16 protein-coding genes are annotated in these 19,069 nt (G+C 66.8%); 13 read left to right on the forward strand and 3 right to left on the reverse strand.

Features of this window, described 5'->3' with window-relative positions; genetic code table 11:
- The first annotated feature begins 21 nt into the window (after positions 1-21).
- From AC25YV_RS06125 to AC25YV_RS06155, 7 genes are all read left to right on the forward strand, one after another.
- The gene (locus tag AC25YV_RS06125) at positions 22-729 is read left to right on the forward strand and encodes a signal peptidase II (protein ID WP_488123423.1); all 708 of its coding nucleotides are present in this window, start codon (positions 22-24) and stop codon (positions 727-729) included.
- 1 nt (position 730) lies between these two features.
- Complete coding sequence (locus AC25YV_RS06130) at positions 731-1,651, forward strand: RluA family pseudouridine synthase (protein WP_488122954.1); 921 nt, start codon at positions 731-733, stop codon at positions 1,649-1,651.
- Positions 1,652-1,941: 290 nt separating this feature from the next.
- The gene (dnaE, locus tag AC25YV_RS06135) at positions 1,942-5,457 is read left to right on the forward strand and encodes a DNA polymerase III subunit alpha (RefSeq protein WP_488122955.1); all 3,516 of its coding nucleotides are present in this window, start codon (positions 1,942-1,944) and stop codon (positions 5,455-5,457) included.
- 49 nt (positions 5,458-5,506) lie between these two features.
- Entirely contained in the window at positions 5,507-6,544 is a 1,038-nt protein-coding gene (locus tag AC25YV_RS06140; protein ID WP_488122956.1) for a hypothetical protein, read from the forward strand.
- Between the two features lie 27 nt (positions 6,545-6,571).
- The gene (gene hisD, locus AC25YV_RS06145) at positions 6,572-7,873 is read left to right on the forward strand and encodes a histidinol dehydrogenase (RefSeq protein ID WP_488122957.1); all 1,302 of its coding nucleotides are present in this window, start codon (positions 6,572-6,574) and stop codon (positions 7,871-7,873) included.
- Between the two features lie 13 nt (positions 7,874-7,886).
- Positions 7,887-8,360 carry a transcriptional regulator NrdR gene (gene nrdR / locus AC25YV_RS06150; protein WP_488122958.1) on the forward strand — a complete coding sequence of 158 codons (474 nt, stop codon included), beginning with the start codon at positions 7,887-7,889 and terminating at the stop codon, positions 8,358-8,360.
- A gap of 29 nt (positions 8,361-8,389) precedes the next feature.
- On the forward strand, positions 8,390-9,424 hold the full coding sequence (locus AC25YV_RS06155) for a quinone-dependent dihydroorotate dehydrogenase (RefSeq protein ID WP_488122959.1): 1,035 nt from the start codon (positions 8,390-8,392) through the stop codon (positions 9,422-9,424).
- On the opposite strand, the gene AC25YV_RS06160 is transcribed toward AC25YV_RS06155, so the two are convergent.
- Positions 9,399-9,980 carry a DUF3043 domain-containing protein gene (locus AC25YV_RS06160; RefSeq protein ID WP_488122960.1) on the reverse strand — a complete coding sequence of 194 codons (582 nt, stop codon included), beginning with the start codon at positions 9,978-9,980 and terminating at the stop codon, positions 9,399-9,401. The genes AC25YV_RS06155 and AC25YV_RS06160 overlap by 26 nt on opposite strands.
- Before the next feature lie 48 nt (positions 9,981-10,028).
- On the opposite strand from AC25YV_RS06160, the gene AC25YV_RS06165 reads away from it, so the two are divergent.
- The 6 genes from AC25YV_RS06165 to AC25YV_RS06190 all read left to right on the forward strand — a co-directional run bounded on the left by AC25YV_RS06165 (position 10,029) and on the right by AC25YV_RS06190 (position 16,070).
- Positions 10,029-11,423: a M20/M25/M40 family metallo-hydrolase gene (locus AC25YV_RS06165; RefSeq protein WP_488122961.1), complete on the forward strand. Its 1,395-nt coding sequence runs from the start codon at positions 10,029-10,031 to the stop codon at positions 11,421-11,423.
- An 82-nt stretch (positions 11,424-11,505) separates the two neighbouring features.
- Positions 11,506-11,871: an iron-sulfur cluster insertion protein ErpA gene (gene erpA, locus AC25YV_RS06170; protein WP_488122962.1), complete on the forward strand. Its 366-nt coding sequence runs from the start codon at positions 11,506-11,508 to the stop codon at positions 11,869-11,871.
- Positions 11,872-12,030: 159 nt separating this feature from the next.
- Complete coding sequence (gene ctaC / locus AC25YV_RS06175) at positions 12,031-12,918, forward strand: aa3-type cytochrome oxidase subunit II (RefSeq protein ID WP_488122963.1); 888 nt, start codon at positions 12,031-12,033, stop codon at positions 12,916-12,918.
- 2 nt (positions 12,919-12,920) lie between these two features.
- Complete coding sequence (ctaD, locus tag AC25YV_RS06180) at positions 12,921-14,684, forward strand: aa3-type cytochrome oxidase subunit I (protein WP_488122964.1); 1,764 nt, start codon at positions 12,921-12,923, stop codon at positions 14,682-14,684.
- Entirely contained in the window at positions 14,685-15,149 is a 465-nt protein-coding gene (gene ctaF, locus AC25YV_RS06185; RefSeq protein ID WP_488122965.1) for an aa3-type cytochrome oxidase subunit IV, read from the forward strand. It abuts the gene before it with no gap.
- 618 nt (positions 15,150-15,767) lie between these two features.
- On the forward strand, positions 15,768-16,070 hold the full coding sequence (locus AC25YV_RS06190) for a putative quinol monooxygenase (protein WP_488122966.1): 303 nt from the start codon (positions 15,768-15,770) through the stop codon (positions 16,068-16,070).
- A gap of 101 nt (positions 16,071-16,171) precedes the next feature.
- Here AC25YV_RS06190 and qcrB read toward each other — a convergent pair whose 3' ends face one another.
- Positions 16,172-17,965: a cytochrome bc1 complex cytochrome b subunit gene (gene qcrB, locus AC25YV_RS06195; RefSeq protein WP_488122967.1), complete on the reverse strand. Its 1,794-nt coding sequence runs from the start codon at positions 17,963-17,965 to the stop codon at positions 16,172-16,174.
- A complete protein-coding gene (gene qcrA / locus AC25YV_RS06200; RefSeq protein WP_488122968.1) occupies positions 17,962-19,041 on the reverse strand; it encodes a cytochrome bc1 complex Rieske iron-sulfur subunit in 1,080 nt (359 codons plus the stop codon). Before qcrA ends, qcrB begins: the two co-directional genes overlap by 4 nt.
- Positions 19,042-19,069: the final 28 nt, after the last annotated feature.

A 19,069-nucleotide genomic window follows, 5' to 3' on the forward strand; every position in this document is an offset into this window, starting at 1 on the left:
CTTCGTCCGGCGGCGGCCGGCATCACCATCGCGATCCTCGCGGGGCTGGTGCTGGCCGCTGACCAGTTCACGAAGTATCTCGCCCTCGAGAACCTGCCCCTGCAGCAGACGGTCCCCGTGCTCGGGGACTTCCTGAGCTTCTACCTCGTGAAGAACCCCGGAGCGGCCTTCTCGCTCGGCGAGGGGGTCACCTGGATCTTCACGATCGCTCTGGCGGTCGTCGCGGTCGTCATCGGATGGCTCGCTGTCACCCGCGTGCGTTCGCGCCTGTGGGCGGTCGTGCTCGGCCTGCTGCTCGGCGGCGTGCTGGGCAACCTGACCGATCGCATCTTCCGCGAGCCCGGCTTCGCGATCGGGCATGTGATCGACTTCATCAACACGCCCTGGATGTGGTTCTTCCCGGGTATGTCGCCGGCGATCTATAACGTCGCCGACATCTTCATCGTGTGCGACATGATCCTTGTCGCCCTGTTGATCATCCTGGGGGTTCACTTGGACGGAACACGGGACTCGCGGCGCGACGCCGAGAGCGAGACGATTCTCGGCGAGGGCGACGAAGTGCCGCCCGGTGGTGCGGTGTCGGGCTTCGGTGACGAGTTTCCCGTCGCCGATCCTGACGCCGGCGTGCCGGCCGACGAGCGCGGGCTGCCGCCTCTGACCGAGCGACAGCAGCGCGAGGTCGAACGCGAGGCGGACCAGCAGGCGGACGAGCGCCGCCTCGACCGCTGACATGCCCGCGCGGATGCTGCCCGTCCCTGAAGGGCTCGAGGGCACGCGGGTCGATCAGGCTCTCGCGAAGATGCTCGGTTTCTCGCGGACCTTCGCGGCCGAGGTCGCCGAAGCCGGCGGCGTGCTGCTCGACGGACAGGTCGTGGGCAAGTCCGACCGCGTCTCGGCCGGAAGCGTGCTCGATATCACGTGGACCGATCGCCAGGAGCCGGTCGTCGTACCGCTCGCGGTGCCGGACCTCGGAATCGTGCATCAGGATGACGACATCGTCGTGGTCGACAAGCCCGTCGGCGTCGCTGCACACCCCTCGGTCGGTTGGGAGGGCCCTACGGTGCTCGGCGCCCTCGCGGCCGGCGGCATCGCCGTGGCGACGACGGGCGCGGCCGAGCGTCAGGGCATCGTCCACCGGCTCGACGTCGGAACGAGCGGCCTCATGGTCGTCGCGAAGTCCGAGCGCGCCTACACGGCACTCAAAAGCGCCTTCAAGGAGCGCGAGGTCGAGAAGATCTATCACGCGGTCGTGCAAGGGCATCCCGACCCCCTCGTCGGCACGATCGACGCGCCGATCGGGCGACACGCGACGCACTCCTGGAAGTTCGCGGTGACGCCCGACGGCAAGGACTCCGTGACGCACTACGAGACGATCGAAGCATTCCGCGGTGCCTCACTGCTCGAGATCCATCTTGAGACGGGCCGGACGCACCAGATCAGGGTGCACATGGCTGCCCACCGGCATCCGTGTGTCGGCGATCCGCTGTACGGCGCCGATCCGACCCTTTCCGCCAAGCTCGGGCTCACTCGCCAGTGGCTGCACGCGCACCAGCTCGCGTTCGCGCACCCCGCGACGGGAGAGTGGGCCACCTTCACCTCGGAGTATCCCGACGACCTCGCTCACGCGCTCGAGGTCCTGCGCGGAGACTGAGCCGGCGAAGAAGAGGTCGCGACGCCGGCACGGGATGACATCCCCCACGGACCTCCTCATGCCGGCGGCGCACGTCGACGTTAGGCGGGTGTGCGCCGCCGCGAGGGCGGATCGCGCGCGGTGCCGTGCTAGCCGTGCCGGTTGCCGTGGGGGGCACGTGCGCTTGCGTGCTGCCGGCGGCGGCTCTGCGTGCTCAATCGCGTCGATGGTGCGCGGCAGACGGGGCGGGTGCACCGGCTCGCACCCGAGGTCCGTGCCCCGATGTCCGGGCCCGCTCGTAGACTCGATGGGTGGCATCCGACTCCTTCGTACACCTGCACGTGCACAGCGAATACTCGATGCTCGACGGGGCGGCACGCATCGGGTCAATGGTGCAAGAGGCGGCCCGGCTCGAGATGCCGGCGATCGCCGTCACCGACCACGGCAACACCTTCGCGGCCTTCGAGTTCTACAAGACGGCGAAGGATGCCGGCATCAAGCCGATCATCGGGATCGAGGCCTACGTCACACCCGGGACGCACCGCGGTGACCGCTCGCGAGTGCGGTGGGGCACTCCCGAGCAGTCCGACGACGATGTGTCGGGCTCGGGTGCCTACACCCACATGACGCTGCTGTCCGAGACGACAGAGGGCATGCACAACCTGTTCCGGCTCTCGTCGCGGTCGAGCCTCGAGGGCTACTACTTCAAGCCCCGCATGGACCGCGAACTGCTGCAGACCTATTCGAAGGGTCTCATCGCCACGACAGGGTGCCCCTCTGGCGAGATCCAGACGCGTCTGCGGCTCGGCCAGTACGACGCGGCGCGTGCGGCCGCAGCCGAGTTCCAAGACATCTTCGGCAAAGACAACTACTTCACCGAGATCATGGACCACGGTCTGTCGATCGAGCGGCGCGTCATCGGCGACCTGCTGAAGATCTCGAAAGACCTCGACATCCCGCTGGTCGCGACGAACGACCTGCACTACACCCACCAGCACGATGCAAAGAGTCATGCGGCCCTGCTGTGCGTGCAGTCCGGCTCGACCCTCGACGATCCGAAGCGGTTCAAGTTCGACGGCGACGGGTACTACGTCAAGACGGCGGCCGAGATGCGCCAGGTCTTCCGCGAGCATCCCGAGGCGTGCGACACGACGCTGCTGATCGCCGAACGGTGCGACGTCGAGTTCAACACCTCGGCGAACTACATGCCCCGGTTCCCCGTGCCTGACGGCGAGACCGAAGAGTCGTGGTTCATCAAAGAGGTCGAACAGGGGCTGAACGTCCGGTATCCCGCCGGCATCCCCGATGATGTGCGCAAGCAGGCCGAGTACGAGACGGGCGTCATCGTCCAGATGGGCTTTCCCGGCTACTTCCTCGTCGTCGCCGACTTCATCAACTGGGCCAAGCGCAACGGCATTCGCGTCGGCCCGGGTCGCGGGTCGGGCGCCGGCTCGATGGCGGCGTACGCGATGGGCATCACCGACCTCGACCCGCTGCAGCACGGACTCATCTTCGAGCGGTTCCTCAACCCCGACCGTGTCTCAATGCCCGACTTCGACGTCGACTTCGACGACCGCCGCCGTGGCGAGGTCATCCAGTACGTCACCGAGAAGTACGGTGACGAGCGCGTCGCCCAGATCGTCACCTACGGAACCATCAAGGCGAAGCAGGCGCTGAAAGACGCCGGGCGTGTGCTCGGGTTCCCGTTCAGCATGGGCGAGAAGCTGACCAAGGCCATGCCCCCCGCCGTCATGGGCAAGGACATGCCGCTCGAGGGCATGTTCGACACGAAGCATCCGCGGTTCAAAGAGGCCTCTGAGTTCCGTGCTCTGATCGAGACCGATCCCGAGGCGAAGACGGTGTTCGACACCGCGGTCGGGCTCGAGAACCTCAAGCGTCAGTGGGGCGTGCACGCCGCCGGCGTCATCATGTCCAGCGAGCCGCTGATCGACATCATCCCGATCATGAAGCGCGAGCAGGACGGCCAGATCGTCACGCAGTTCGACTACCCCGCGTGCGAATCGCTCGGTCTCATCAAGATGGACTTCCTGGGGCTGCGCAACCTCACGATCATCAACGATGCGCTCGACAACATCGAGGCCAACCGCGGTCATCCGCTCGTGCTCGAAGACCTCACGCTCGACGACCCGGCGTCGTACGAACTGCTCTCGCGCGGTGACACGCTGGGGGTGTTCCAGCTCGACGGCGGGCCGATGCGCTCGCTGCTGAGGCTGCTCAAGCCCGACAACTTCGAGGACATCTCGGCCGTCATCGCGCTGTATCGCCCCGGGCCGATGGGGGCGAACTCGCATATCAACTACGCCCTGCGCAAGAACGGGCAGCAGGAGATCACGCCCATCCACGAGGAGTTCACCGACTCGCTGTCGGACATCCTCGACACGAGCTACGGCCTCATCATCTACCAGGAGCAGGTGATGGCGATCGCCCAGCGCGTCGCCGGGTTCAGCCTGGGTCAGGCCGACATCCTGCGTCGCGCGATGGGCAAGAAGAAGAAGTCCGAGCTCGACAAGCAGTTCGAGGGCTTCCAGGCCGGCATGCACGCCAACGGCTATACGGATCCGGCGATCCAGAAGCTGTGGGAGATCCTGCTGCCGTTCTCGGATTACGCCTTCAACAAGGCACACTCGGCCGCGTACGGACTGGTCTCGTATTGGACGGCGTACCTCAAGGCGCACTATCCGGCCGAGTACATGGCTGCCCTGCTCACGAGCGTCGGTGACGCGAAGGACAAGCTCGCGATCTACCTCAACGAGTGCCGCCGGATGGGCATCAAGGTGCTCCCGCCCGACGTCGGTCAGTCGATCCGCTACTTCGCCGCCGTCGGCGAAGACATCCGCTTCGGGCTCGGCGCCGTCCGCAACGTCGGCACGAACGTCGTCGACGCGATCGTCGCGGCCCGAGAAGAGCCGTTCACGTCGTTCCACGACTTCCTCGCGAAGGTGCCCGTGCACGTCGCGAACAAGCGCACCGTCGAGTCGCTCATCAAGGCGGGCGCGTTCGATTCGCTCGGCGACACCCGGCGCGCGCTGATGGAGATCCATGAGGACGCTGCCGAGGCGGCGGTGCTCGACAAGCGTCGCGAGGCCAACGGCGAGGTCGGGTTCGACTTCGATTCGCTGTGGGGCGACGACGAGCCGCAGAAGGCCGCGAAGGTGCCCGATCGCCCCGAGTGGACAAAGAAGGACAAGCTCGCGTTCGAACGCGAGATGCTCGGCCTGTATGTCTCCGACCACCCGCTCGCGGGCCTCGAGATACCGCTCGCGAAGCACGCGTCCATCAGCATCCACGATCTGCTCGCGAGCGAGGTGCTCGACGACGGCGACCAGGTCACGATCGCGGGGCTCGTGACGAGCGTGCAGCATCGCGTCGCGAAGCAGAGCGGCAATCCCTACGGCATGATCACCGTCGAGGACTTCAACGGTGAGATCACCGTCATGTTCATGGGCAAGACCTACACCGAGTTCTCGTCGATGCTGCAGGCCGATTCGATCCTCGTCGTGCGCGGCCGGGTGTCCCGCCGCGACGACGGAATGAATCTGCACGCGCAGGCCGTCTTCTCGCCGGATCTCGGCACGATGGATGCTGCGGGCCCACTCACCCTGACGATGCCTGAGCATCGCGCTACCGAAGGCACCATCGGCGACCTCGCTGGGGTGCTCGGACGTCATCGCGGCGACACCGAGGTGACCCTCAAGCTGCACAAGGGCGGCACCGCCAAAGTGTTCGAGGTTCCGCTGACCGTCACCGTGACCGCCGACCTGTTCGGCGAACTCAAAGGACTGCTCGGACCCCAGTGCCTCGGGTGATGCGCCGGTAGGATCAGGGGACCCCTTGCTCGGAACCGGAAGGACCATCGTGACCGACCACCAGGACGAGATCAACGTCGTCGAGACGGACATCACGGTCGACGAGACCGACAAGACGGTCAACGAACCCGCGGTCGCGGATGAGCGACCCCAGTACGGGGTCGGACCGTTCACCATCCGCGAGGTCGCGCTCACGGGGATCTGGCTCGCGGCGTTCGTCGTGTCGTTCTTCCCCGTCGCCGCGATCATCGGGGGCCCTCGCGAGAGCCTCCTGTTCGGCTTCGGCACGGTATGGACCACGGGTCTGGGCTGGGTGCTCACGATCGGCCTGCCGACGATCGCCGTCTTCCTGCTGGTGCTGCGGCGGCTTTCGCCCGAGGGCATCCGTCGCTTCGGCTCTCTCGGCATCGACCAGTTCGCCTCGGTCGCCTTCTCGGTGTCGGCGATCATCTGGCTGCAGCTCGTCTGGGAGACCATCGCATTCTCGCTCGCGGGCGGCGCATGGTTCCGCTCGTGGGTGATCTGGGTCGAGCTGTTCCTCATGCTCGGTGGCGTGCTGCTGACGGTGTTCGCTCCGCTCGTCCCACCGTTCTCCGAAGACTTCCAGGGTCGGCGTGAGGTCCCCGCGCACCGCAACGCACGGCCCGTCCGTGCCGTCTCGCCGCGTCCGGCCCGGCCCAAGCCGGAGCCGGCTCCGCACGCGTTCGCCGGAGAGGACTCGGCGCCCAGCCCGTACGCACCGGTCGCCGAGGGCAACGCCTACGAGGCCGGTCCGATCGACGAGCCGGCCTACGGCACCGAGCCCGCCGACGCTGACGTCGTCTGGGAATCCGATCACGCGAGCGAGGCCCACGAACCCGCCGCCCAGGCAGATGTCGCCGAAGCCGCACCCGTGCGCTACCAGGCCTTCTGGGCCCTCGTGCCCGAAGAGCGCGACGTCGTCGACGAGAACGGCGTGCCGCTGTTCCGCATCGGACCGACCGCATGGGCACTCGTCATCGAGGATCACGGCGACCGCTTCATCGTGCGCCACGAGGACGGCCGCGTCGGGCACCTGCACGACGTCACGGGCGTGACGCGCGGCTGATGCCCGCAGCCGCGCTAGCGTAGACGGATGCTTCGCACGATCGACCTTCGCGGACGCTCGCTTTCACCCGCCGAGCTCCTCTCCGCCGTTCCGCGCGCTGTGGCGGCCCGCGATGAGGCGCTTTCGGCCGCCGCGCAGATCGTCGCCGACGTCGCCGCGCGCGGCGAAGACGCGCTGCGTGAGCAGGCCGAGCGTTTCGACGGCGTTACCGGTCACGCCATCCGGGTGCCCGCCGATCATCTCGACGAGGCCCTCGCCGCCGTCGACCCGGCGGTGCGCGCGGCCCTGGAAGAGGCGATCGAACGCGTGCGCACGGCATCGGTCGCGCAGGTTCCGGCGCCCGTCGTCACCGAGCTCGCACCGGGCGCCCGTGTCGCCCAGCGCTGGCAGCCGGTTCGGCGCGTCGGGTTATACGTGCCCGGCGGCAAGGCGGTGTACCCGTCGAGCGTCGTCATGAACGTCGTGCCGGCGCAGGTCGCGGGTGTCCAGCGCATCGCCCTCGCCTCGCCTCCGCAGCGGGACGCCGACGGACGCGTGCACCCCGTCATCCTCGCCGCAGCCCGCCTGCTGGGGGTCGACGAGGTCTACGCAATGGGTGGCGCGGGCGCCATCGCGGCCTTCGCACATGGTGTCGCGTCCCTCGGACTCGGCCCCGTCGACGTCGTGACGGGGCCGGGCAACAACTTCGTCGCTGCCGCCAAGCGCGCCGTTGCCGGACGTGTGGGGACCGACTCCGAGGCGGGGGCAACCGAGATCCTCATCGTCGCCGACGAGACGGCCGACCCACGGCTCGTCTCGGCCGATCTCATCAGCCAGGCCGAGCACGACGAGCAGGCCTCGGCCGTGCTCGTGACGCACTCACCGACTCTCGCTGCCGAGGTGCTGGCCGACCTCGAAGAGCGCGCTCCCCGCACTCGGCACGCCGACCGCGTCGCGACGGCGCTGGCCGGGCCGCAGTCGGCCATCGTGCTCGTCGACGATCTCGCGGCGGCGACGGCGTTCAGCAACGCGTACGCGCCGGAGCACCTCGAACTGCACCTCGCCGATCCCCGCCCCGAAGAGTTCGTGCACGCCGGCGCCGTATTCGTCGGTCCCCACTCGCCCGTGAGTCTCGGTGACTACCTCGCCGGTTCCAACCACGTGCTGCCGACCGGGGGCCAGGCGCGTTACGCCGCCGGCCTGTCTGCGGCGACGTTCCTTCGCCCCCAGCAGGTCATCGAGTACGACCGGGATGCCCTGGCGGGCGTGCGCGAGGCGATCGTGACTCTTGCCCAAGCCGAGCACCTGCCCGCGCACGGAGAAGCCGTCGACGTGCGGTTCGACGCGTAGGCTGGGGCCCGACATGCACTGCCCGTTCTGCCGCCACTCCGATTCGCGCGTCATCGATTCGCGCACGAGCGATGACGGGCTCAGCATCCGCCGACGTCGCCAGTGCCCCGAGTGCGGCGGCCGCTTCACGACCGTCGAGACGGCGAGCCTGAGCGTCATCAAGCGATCCGGAGTCGTCGAGCCATTCAGCCGCGAGAAGGTCGTGTCCGGCGTGCGCAAGGCATGTCAGGGTCGGCCCGTCACCGATGCGGATCTGGCGATGCTTGCGCAGAAGGTCGAGGAGTCGATCCGTCAGACCGGATCGTCGCAGCTCGACGCCAATGAGATCGGGCTGGCGATCCTCGGACCCCTGCGCGAACTCGACGAGGTGGCCTACCTGCGGTTCGCGAGCGTCTATCAGGCGTTCGAGTCGCTCGAGGATTTCGAATCGGCGATCGACCGGTTGCGTGCCGACCGGCAGCCGCAGGCCGCCGCCGTCGACGAGTGACCGCGCGCCGCCCGATAGCCTGAACCCTGATGTATCCGTTTTTCTTTCGCACCGTCCTGTCGCGCTTCGACCCCGAATCGGCCCACCACCTCGCGATGAGGGTGATCCGGGTGCTGGGGCATCCTGTGCTCGCCTGGGCTCCGCGTGCCGTCACCCGGCCGCACGATGAGCTCGCCACCGAAGCGCTCGGGCTGCGCTTCGATTCGCCGTTCGGCGTCGCGGCGGGCTTCGACAAAGACGTCATCGGTGCACGCGGGCTGTGGGCGCTCGGCTTCGGCCACGTCGAGGTGGGCACCGTCACAGCGATCCCGCAGCCGGGAAATCCTCGTCCGCGGCTGTTCCGGCTGGTTCCCGACCGCGCGGTGATCAACCGTATGGGCTTCAACAACGGGGGCGCCGCGGCCGCGTCGGTCCGGCTCGAGAAGCTGCGGCGACGCCGGCGGCGACCCGTCGTCGGGGTCAACATCGGAAAGAGCCGCGTGGTCGACGTCGCCGACGCGACCGCCGACTATGTCCGCAGCGCGACGCTGCTCGCCCCGCTGGCCGATTACCTCGTCGTCAACGTCTCCTCACCGAACACGCCGGGGCTGCGCAGCATGCAGGCGGTCGAAACGCTGCGTCCGCTGCTCGACGCCGTGCGGGCCGCCGCAGGCTCCACGCCGCTGCTCGTCAAGATCGCGCCCGACCTGTCCGATGACGAGGTCGAGGCGATCGCGCGCCTCGCCGTGGACGCCGACCTTGCGGGGATCATCGCGACCAACACCACGATCTCGCGCGAGGGGCTGCGCACGCCGGCCGCCGTCGTCGAGGCCGCGGGCGCGGGTGGCCTGTCCGGCGCGCCGCTGAAAGCACGGTCACTGGACGTGCTGCGCATCGTGCGCGCCGTCGTTCCGGCGCAGTTCTGCGTCATCTCGGTCGGGGGAGTCGAGACGGCCGCCGACGTGCAGGAGCGACTCGACGCCGGTGCGACCCTCGTGCAGGGCTATACGGCGTTTCTCTACCGCGGTCCGTTGTGGGCGCGCCAGATCAACAAGGGACTCAGACGGGGCGCCCGCCGCGCTTGACCTGAGGCTTGGGCAGACGCAGGAACCGCATCTGGATGGTGCGCATCGCGGCGTACCAGCCGAGGCCCTTCTCCATGCGGTCGCCCCATTTCGCCGCCGCGGCCTTCTTCACGCGGATCGACGTGATGATCATGTCGCCGATGACGAAGAGGATGAAGACCCACAGGGCGATGAACGAGTAGTACTGGATTCCGGCGACGGGGATGAACGTCGCGACGATGACGAGCACCATGGCGGGCATGACGGCCTCACCCAGGTGCCACCCGGCGTCGACGAAGTCGCGTACCCACCGGCGCTGCGGACCCTTGTCTCGCGGAGTCAGATAACGATCGTCGCCGGCGGCCATGCCGGCGCGCGCCTTCTCGCGCTGTGAGGCCATGTCGGCTTTCGCGCGAGCCTTCGCTTCTTTCGTGTCGGGCACGAGCGGGCGCTTGCGGGCTGCTTCGCGCTCAGCGCGCGTCGGGGTGGGGCGACCCTTCCCTGTGGGGGTGCCGTTGAGCACGGTGCCCTCGGACGGCGCGTCACTGGACGCGGAGGCTGCGGGGGTCTTGGCCACGATGGATCCTCGGTTCGGCGGGAACGGGTGCCGGTTAAGATTACCCGCATGACCTCAGAGCTCTCCCGCCAGAACGCCGTCGCGGATGCCGCGAGCGCCGGCATCCCGTCGGCACTTGCCGATCTCGGCACTCTCGTGCGCATTCCCTCGATCGCTTTTCCCGGTTTCGACCCTGCTGAAGTGCGTCGCAGCGCGGAAACGGTGGCGTCCCTCGCCGAAGACCTCGGCATCTTCGACCGGGTCGAGATTCGCGACGCGCAGATCCCGGGGACCTCCGAGCGGGGGATGCCCGCCGTGCTGGCCACGCGCCCCGCGCGCAACGGCCGACCGACGATTCTGCTCTACGCGCACCATGACGTGCAGCCGGTCGGAGATGAGACTTTGTGGGAGTCGGCGCCGTTCGAGCCCACAGTGCGCGACGGACGCCTCTACGGTCGCGGCGCCGCCGACGACAAGGCCGGCGTCATGGTTCACATCGGCGCGCTGCGCGCACTCACAGAGGTCCTGGGAACGGATTTCGACCTCGGGGTGGCACTTTTCATCGAGGGCGAGGAAGAGGCGGGATCGCGCTCGTTCGCGCAGTTCCTCTCCGACAACGCCGACGCACTTCGCGCCGATGTCATCGTGGTCGCCGACTCGGGCAACTGGGATGACAAGACCCCGGCACTCACGGTGTCGCTGCGCGGCAACGCGCGCTTCACGATGTCGGTGCGCACGCTCGAGCACGCGTCGCACTCCGGCATGTTCGGCGGTGCCGTGCCCGACGCCATGATGGCCACGGTTACGCTGCTCGCGACGCTGTGGGACCAGAACGGCTCCGTCGCCGTCGAGGGTCTGCAGGCCCGGGATGCAGCCACGCCGGAGTACACCGAAGAGACCCTGCGGGCCGAGGCCGGGCTGCCCGCCGGCGTCAGCCCCATCGGCGACGGCACGATCTTGAGCCGCATCTGGAACAAGCCGTCGATCACCGTGACCGGGATCGACGCGCCGAGCGTCGTCAACGCGTCGAACACGCTCACGCCCGAGGTGTCGGTCGTCGTGAGCGCCCGCGTCGCCCCCGGCCAGTCCGCCCGCGATGCGTACGAGGCGATCGAAGCGCACCTGCGCGCGCACGCCCCGTTCGGTGCGCAGTTGACGTTCCGCGACGTCGATTTCGGCGACGGGTTCCTCGTGGACTCGTCCGGATGGGGCGTGGCGACGGCGCGTGAAGCGCTCAGCGAGGGCTACGGCGTGCCATCGGTCGATCTCGGTATCGGCGGCTCGATCCCGTTCATCTCCGACCTGATGCGCGAGTTCCCGGGCGCCCAGATCCTCGTGACGGGTGTCGAGGATCCGCACGCGCGGGCGCACAGCCCCAACGAGTCGCTGCACCTCGAGACATTCCGCAACGCGCTCGTGTCCGAAGCCCTTCTGCTCGCGAAACTCGACGCGCGCCAGAACTGAGCCGAAACGCCGCGCGCGGAGCCGTTATCGCCCGCGCGGCGTAGAATCGTGGCATCCGGCTGCACCGATCTCGGAGGATCACATGACCGACACCGCCCTGTCTACAGACCAGGAAGCCCGCGCGCACAACGTGTCCATCACCGATGCGGCCGCGCTCAAGGTCAAGAGCCTGCTAGACCAGGAGGGGCGCGACGATCTGCGTCTGCGGGTCGCGGTTCAGCCGGGCGGCTGCAGCGGCCTGATCTACCAGCTCTACTTCGATGAGCGCTTCCTCGAGGGCGATCAGGCCGTCGAGTTCGAGGGCGTCGAGGTCATCGTCGACGAGATGAGCGTCCCGTATCTCGACGGCGCCACGATCGACTTCAAAGACACGATCTCGGAGCAGGGATTCACGATCGACAACCCCAACGCTGGCGGCAGCTGCGCCTGCGGAGACAGCTTCCACTGATCGAACGGCATTTTCACGAAACCCGGTGCGTCACGACGCGCCGGGTTTCGTCGTTTCCGGACCCAGATCGAACGCCGCAAGCTGGACAGATGGCCTGAAGTGCCTGAGCGGTTGCTCTAGACTGGCGGAAGTCACATTCGCGACTTGGAAAGGTGCACCGTGCCCTCGAAACGCCGCCTCCGCTGGGCCCTCCTCCCCGTTGGGATCGCAACGGCCGCCGTCTTGGCTGGATGCACCCCGACGGAGCTCAACGGATATCTGCCGGGCTTCGTCGAGGACGGTCCCGCTGCAACCAACCACACCGAGATGGTGTCCGGTCTCTGGGTCAACTCCTGGATCGTGCTGCTCGCCGTCGGTGTCATCACGTGGGGGCTGACGCTCTGGGCCGCCATCGTCTACCGGCGTCGCCGCGGACAGACCGCTCTGCCCGTGCAGCTTCGCTACAACATGCCGATCGAGATCTTCTACACGATCGTCCCGGTCATCCTCGTGCTCGGCTTCTTCGCCTTCACCGCGCGTGACCAGGCGATCCTCGAGGACTACGACGAGGACCCCGACATCTCGATCACGGCGATCGGCAAGCAGTGGGCCTGGGACTTCCAGTACAACGGCGACACCGAGGACGACACCGTCTGGTCGATGGGCGTACAGGCGCAGACCGACGAAGCCGGCAACATCATCAACGATCTGCCGACGCTCTACCTGCCGGTCGACAAGTCCGTCACCATCAACCTGCAGTCGCGCGATGTCATCCACTCCTTCTGGATCATCGACTTCCTGTACAAGAAGGACATGTACATCGGCCGCGACAACCTGTGGTCGTTCACCCCGACCCGCGAGGGCGAGTACGCGGGCAAGTGCGCCGAGCTCTGCGGCGAATACCACTCGATGATGCTCTTCAACGTCAAGGTCGTCAGCGAGGCCGAGTACGAGGACTACCTCGACTCGCTGGAGGCCGCCGGTCAGACCGGTGACATCAACGACGAATACAACCGACTCCAGAACCTTCCGGGCACCGGCGGGATCGCACCGGAGGGACAAGACTGACCATGGCGACGACACTTCCCCTCAATGAACCGACGCAGGGGCGTCCGACGACCCTGCCTCCTCGCCAGGCCGCTCTGCTCAGCGCATCTCGCGTAGAGCAGAAGGGCAACATCATCGTCAAGTGGATCACCTCCACCGACCACAAGACGATCGGCTACATGTACCTGATCGCCTCGGTGATCTTCTTCATGCTGGGCGGCGTCATGGCGCTCATCATCCGCGCCGAGCTCTTCGAACCGGGCATGCAGATCGTCCCGACGAAGGAGCAGTACAACCAGCTGTTCACGATGCACGGCACGATCATGCTGCTGATGTTCGCGACGCCGCTGTTCGCGGGCTTCGCGAACGCGATCCTGCCGCTGCAGATCGGTGCCCCCGACGTCGCCTTCCCGCGTCTGAACGCTTTCGCCTTCTGGCTCTTCTCGTTCGGTTCGCTCATCGCCGTCGCCGGCTTCCTCACGCCTCAGGGTGCGGCATCCTTCGGATGGTTCGCCTATCAGCCACTGGCAAGCACGACGTTCTCACCAGGCGTCGGCGGAAACCTGTGGATGCTCGGACTCGGCATGAGCGGGTTCGGCACGATCCTCGGTGCCGTGAACTTCATCACCACGATCATCACCATGCGCGCTCCCGGCATGACGATGTGGCGCATGCCGATCTTCTCGTGGAACACGCTGGTCACCAGCATCCTGATCCTGATGGCGTTCCCGGTTCTCGCTGCGGCTATCCTCGCCGCCGCGGCCGACCGTGTTCTCGGCGCTCACATCTTCGATCCGCAGAACGGCGGCGTCCTGCTCTGGCAGCACCTGTTCTGGTTCTTCGGACACCCAGAGGTGTACATCATCGCACTGCCGTTCTTCGGCATCATCTCCGAGATCCTGCCGGTCTTCAGCCGTAAGCCGATCTTCGGGTACAAGACGCTCGTCTACGCCACGATCGCCATCGCTGCGCTTTCGATCGCGGTCTGGGCGCACCACATGTACGTCACGGGAGCCGTGCTCCTGCCCTTCTTCGCGCTCATGACGATGCTGATCGCCGTGCCGACGGGCGTGAAGATCTTCAACTGGATCGGAACGATGTGGCGAGGGTCGGTGACGTTCGAAACACCGATGGTGTTCTCGCTCGGGTTCCTCATCTCGTTCGTCTTCGGTGGCCTGACCGGTGTGATCCTCGCCTCGCCGCCGCTGGACTTCCACCTCTCCGACTCGTACTTCGTCGTCGCCCACTTCCACTACGTCGTCTTCGGCACCGTGGTCTTCGCGATGTTCGCCGGGTTCTACTTCTGGTGGCCCAAGTGGACCGGTCGCATGCTCAACGAGCGACTCGGCATGGTGCACTTCTGGCTGCTGTTCATCGGCTTCCACATGACGTTCCTCGTCCAGCACTGGCTGGGTGTCGATGGCATGGTCCGCCGCTATGCCGACTACTCGGCAGCTGACGGCTGGACATGGCAGAACCAGGTCTCGACGGTCGGTGCGATGCTCCTCGGAGCCTCGATGATCCCGTTCCTGTTCAACGTGTGGATCACGGCGCGCAAGGCACCCAAGGTCACGGTCAACGACCCGTGGGGTTACGGCGCTTCGCTCGAGTGGGCAACCTCCTGCCCGCCGCCGCGGCACAACTTCACGTCGATCCCGCGGATCCGCAGCGAGCGTCCCGCCTTCGATCTGAACCACCCCGAGGCCGGCGTCCCCGTCGGAGTCGGTCCAGCCAAGGATGCGCCCGACGCCCCGGTTGTCGATGCGGCCGAGGGAGAGGTCAAGTAGATGCGCACCAATACGGTCCTCTGGTGGATCCTCACCGTCTTCTTCGTCTTCGTCTTCGCCGTGTACACGGCGTGGAACCTGATCACGCACTGGGACACCAACTTCACCGGAAGCGAATCGGTGTGGGGAACGGTCACTCTGTCGATCGAGTGGGTCGGTAGCATCGCGCTGCTGTTCACCGCCTTCATGACCGCTCTCATCGGGTTCTACACCGGTCGCGTTCACAAGGCTCAGGGCGGCGAGCTGCCCGAGGACATCCTGACGTCGGACATCGATGACGGTGACCCCGAGGTCGGCGAGTTCAGCCCCTGGTCCTGGTGGCCCATCGTGCTGGCCGGCTCGGCCGCGGTCGCCATCCTCGGACTCGCGGTGGGTGTCTGGATGTTCCCGATCGGCATCGCACTGTTCGTCGTCGCCATTGTCGGCTGGGTCTTCGAGTACTACCGCGGTTACTTCGCCCGCTGAGCTTCGCCCGCGGCTTACAAGCGGCCGGGATCCTGGACTTCGGTCCGGATGCCGGCCGCTTTGCTTTATAGGCCCGTGCTGCGGCGTCTGTGCCAGTCTCGTGGGTTGCGCTGCGGTGAGGGACACCCCTCTTGGGTCACCGTGGCCACTCGCCCGCAGGTAAGGCGTATGGCGCCGCCGCGAGGAACGTCGGGACCGGCGTGACGCCGGCTCGCTGGAAGACCCACCGGCTGCGCGCGATACGAGTCGCGCCCGGAGAGCAACGGTGCCACGGTCGGTACGTATGGGCCGTCGTCGGCTGCCGAGAGGGGGGCATCGTCGGCGCTGTGTGTCGTTGCTTCTGTGGCGCAAGGCCGTCGGCCAGGCGGCGATGACGAGGGTGCTCGCGGCGCTTCGCTCACGTCGTCAGTGGTGATCTCGAGCTCGTCGATCTGCAGCACTCGTGGTTGCCGTAGCCGCTCATCGATACAGACCCCAAGGCGGGTTTGCCGACGGGCGTTCTCGCGTGTGAGTGGGCCAGGGGTGGGGAGCACGGATGGCGCATAGACCAGAGCGCGTGATGGGTGCGCGGCTGCGTCGTGCTCGGTGTCAGACGCAACCTCCTCGTATGGTGAGGCCATGACTTTTGCGAATGTCGGCACCCTCGGAGTGAAGCCCGGCAAACGAGACGAGGTGGTCGCAATCTTGACGCGCCGCAACCGGCAGCTGGCTGGCGCCGGGTGCCTGATGTACGAGGTCGGCACCAACGACGATGAGCCGGATACGGTGTACGTCGCCGAACTCTGGACCTCAGCGGAAGCTCATCAGGCGTCGTTGACGCTGGACACGGTGCGCGCGGCTATCGCTGAGGCGATGCCTCTGCTGTCGGGACAGATGGGCGGCGACCGCTTCGTGGTCGCCGGTTCGCCCTTGCGTGATTGAGAAGGCTGGGTCGCGCCGCTACGGCTCGCGAGGCCGGTGCAGGAACGAAGAAGCCCCCGGCTGCGTGATGCAGCCCGGGGCTTCTTCAGTGACACGGGGCGCTACTTGTCGCGGGCCTCTTCGTCGGGGATGATCACGTTCGACGGGCGGTTTGCCGTCTCGGAGTTGTGTCCGTCGTCGATCGGCACGTGGGGAGCATCCGGGACTCCGGCGCGCTCGTGCGCACCCTGGATCTCAGCGTCTTCCTCTTCCGCGATGTGGTCGAGCTCGTGATGCTGGTGGGCATCGGCTGCATCGAGCTCGGTCTGCGTCATGGGGGAGAGGCGGTCCTCGAAGAACCAGCGCGAGATGCTCGCACGCAGGTTCTCGTGCCACGGGATGCGGCCCTGTGCATTGGGGCGCACGACGAGCGGCTCGTACGTCTCGAAATCGACGAGCTTGAAGCGCTCGTACTCGTCGACGGGCTGGTGCACCTCGATGTACTCGCCACCGGGGAGCCGCACGATGCGTCCGGACTCGTAGCCGTGCAGCACGATCTCGCGATCCTTGCGCTGCAGTGCGATGCAGATCCGCTTCGTGACGAAGTAGGCGATGATCGGACCCAGGATCAGCAAGGCCTGCAGACCGTGGATCACACCTTCCATCGTGAGCCAGAAGTGCGTCGCAATGATGTCGGACGAGGCCGCCGCCCAGAGCACGGCGTAGAACGTGACGCCGGCTGCACCGATGGCCGTGCGGGTCGCTGCGTTACGGGGACGCTGCGCGATGTGGTGCTCGCGCTTGTCACCCGTGACCCACGACTCGATGAACGGGTAGATCGCGACGAGCAGGATGAACACGGCGAGCACGCCGAGCGGGATCAGGATGTTCCACGACCACGTGCGGTCCAGGAACACGGTCTCCAGATGCGGCGGCACGAGGCGAAGCGCGCCGTCGGCGAAGCCGATGTACCAGTCAGGCTGGGTTCCCGCCGAGACGGGGGACGGGTCGTACGGCCCGTACGCCCAGATGGCGTTGATCGAGAACAACGAGGCGATCAGGACGATGAAGCCGAAGACCACGAAGAAGAAGCCGCCCATCTTCGACATGTACACCGGCATCATCGGGTAGCCCACGACATTGTCGTTCGTGCGGCCGGGGCCGGCGAACTGCGTGTGCTTGTTGATGATCATGAGCATGAGGTGCAGCGCGAGGAGCGCCACGAGGATCGCCGGCAGCAGAAGGATGTGCAGCGCGTACAGGCGTCCGACGATCTCGGTGCCGGGGAACTCGCCGCCGAAGAGCAGGAACGAGGTCCACGTGCCGATCAGCGGGATGCCCTTGATCATGCCGTCGATGATGCGCAGGCCGTTGCCCGAGAGCACGTCGTCAGGGAGCGAGTAGCCGGTGAAGCCTTCGCCCATCGCCAGGACGAACAGCACGAAGCCGATGACCCAGTTCAGCTCACGGGGCTTGCGGAACGCACCCGTGAAGAAGACGCGCAGCATGTGCACGCCGATGCCGGCCACGAAGACGAGAGCCGCCCAGTGGTGCATCTGGCGAACGAGCAGGCCGCCGCGGATGTCGAACGAGATCTCGAGCGTCGAGGCCATGGCCGCCGACATCTCGAGGCCTCGCATCGGCAGGTAAGCGCCGTGGTAGTGAACCGGCGACATCGACGCATCGAAGAAGAAGGTCAGGAATGTGCCCGAGAGGAGCACGACGACGAAGCTCCACAGCGCGATCTCGCCGAGCATGAACGACCAGTGGTCGGGGAAGACCTTGCGGCCCAGCTCTTTGACGATGCCCGAAATGCTCGTGCGCTCGTCGAGATAGTTCGCCGTGGCGCCGACGAAGCGGCCCCCGAGCGGCTTATCGCGCTCTTGGGTCTTCTCGGTGACGGTTGCGGTGCTCAATGACGCTCCCAGAAGCTCGGGCCGACGGGTTCGGTGAAGTCGCTGCGTGCGACGAGGTAGCCCTCGTCGTCGACCATGATCGGCAGCTGAGGCAGTGCGCGGGCGGCGGGGCCGAAGATGACCTTGGCCTCATCCGTCACGTCGAACTGCGACTGGTGGCACGGGCACAGCAGGTGGTGTGTCTGCTGTTCGTAGAGGGCGACGGGGCATCCGACGTGCGTGCAGACCTTGGAGTACGCGACGATGCCGTCATACGACCAGTCCTTGCGCTCCTCGGACTCGATGAGCTGCTCGGGGAGCAGACGCATCAGCAGCACGATGGCCTTTGCCTTCTCTTCGAGGTAGCCGTCGTGGTGAGAGAGATCAGCGAGCGGTTCGGGGATGACGTGCACGGCAGAACCGAGTGTCAGGTCCGAGGCGCGGATGGGTTCACCCGAGGGGTCGTGCGCAAGACGCATGCCCTTTTTCCACATGGTGTGCTCGAGCAGGTGAACCGGGTCGCCCGCGAAGGGGTGCTCTTCGGAGCTGTGCGGCGCGAGACCGCGGAACAGCACGATTCCCGGTGCCACCGAGGCGACGACCGCTGCGATCAGCGAGTTGCGGATCATCGTGCGGCGACCGAAACCGGACTCCTCGTTCGCGTCGGCGAAGACCTGAATGGCCGCTTCGCGCGTCTCGTCGCGTCCACGCGTGGCGTGACGAGGCTCGGTGAACTCCTTGTCGGACATGATCGCCTTGGACCAGTGGATCGCCGCGATGCCGATCGCCAGGAGTGCAAGCGCGATGCCCAGACCGATGAAGAGGTTGTTGTGCCGGATATCAATGAACCGGCCACTCTCGATCGGGAAGATCATGTACGCCGCGACCGCCCAGATGCTCGCGGCGACCGAGATGTAGAAGAGCGTGTACACCGTCCGTACCGCACGCTTCATCGCGGCGGGATCCTTGTCGGTCACCCGCGCGCGATGCGGCGGGAGCCCCGGGTTGCGCACCGGATCGGTGACCGCGACGGCGAGCCCGGGGGAGGGCTGCCAAGAAGCCCTCTCCAGCTCGAGCGGGTCGTCCTCGTGTGCCATGCTGCTCCTCGTTAGTGCCTGAATGTCG

This window comes from Microbacterium sp. Y832, from assembly GCF_057669765.1.

What these genes read in the sequence shown, in the direction of transcription:
- qcrA (WP_488122968.1), bottom strand. Translation starts at nt 19,041, where the DNA reads ATGGCACACGAGGACGACCCGCTCGAGCTGGAGAGGGCTTCTTGGCAG.
- AC25YV_RS06155 (WP_488122959.1), top strand. Translation starts at nt 8,390, where the DNA reads ATGTATCCGTTTTTCTTTCGCACCGTCCTGTCGCGCTTCGACCCCGAA.
- AC25YV_RS06130 (WP_488122954.1), top strand. Translation starts at nt 731, where the DNA reads ATGCCCGCGCGGATGCTGCCCGTCCCTGAAGGGCTCGAGGGCACGCGG.
- ctaD (WP_488122964.1), top strand. Translation starts at nt 12,921, where the DNA reads ATGGCGACGACACTTCCCCTCAATGAACCGACGCAGGGGCGTCCGACG.
- hisD (WP_488122957.1), top strand. Translation starts at nt 6,572, where the DNA reads ATGCTTCGCACGATCGACCTTCGCGGACGCTCGCTTTCACCCGCCGAG.
- ctaF (WP_488122965.1), top strand. Translation starts at nt 14,685, where the DNA reads ATGCGCACCAATACGGTCCTCTGGTGGATCCTCACCGTCTTCTTCGTC.
- AC25YV_RS06165 (WP_488122961.1), top strand. Translation starts at nt 10,029, where the DNA reads ATGACCTCAGAGCTCTCCCGCCAGAACGCCGTCGCGGATGCCGCGAGC.
- erpA (WP_488122962.1), top strand. Translation starts at nt 11,506, where the DNA reads ATGACCGACACCGCCCTGTCTACAGACCAGGAAGCCCGCGCGCACAAC.
- nrdR (WP_488122958.1), top strand. Translation starts at nt 7,887, where the DNA reads ATGCACTGCCCGTTCTGCCGCCACTCCGATTCGCGCGTCATCGATTCG.
- AC25YV_RS06190 (WP_488122966.1), top strand. Translation starts at nt 15,768, where the DNA reads ATGACTTTTGCGAATGTCGGCACCCTCGGAGTGAAGCCCGGCAAACGA.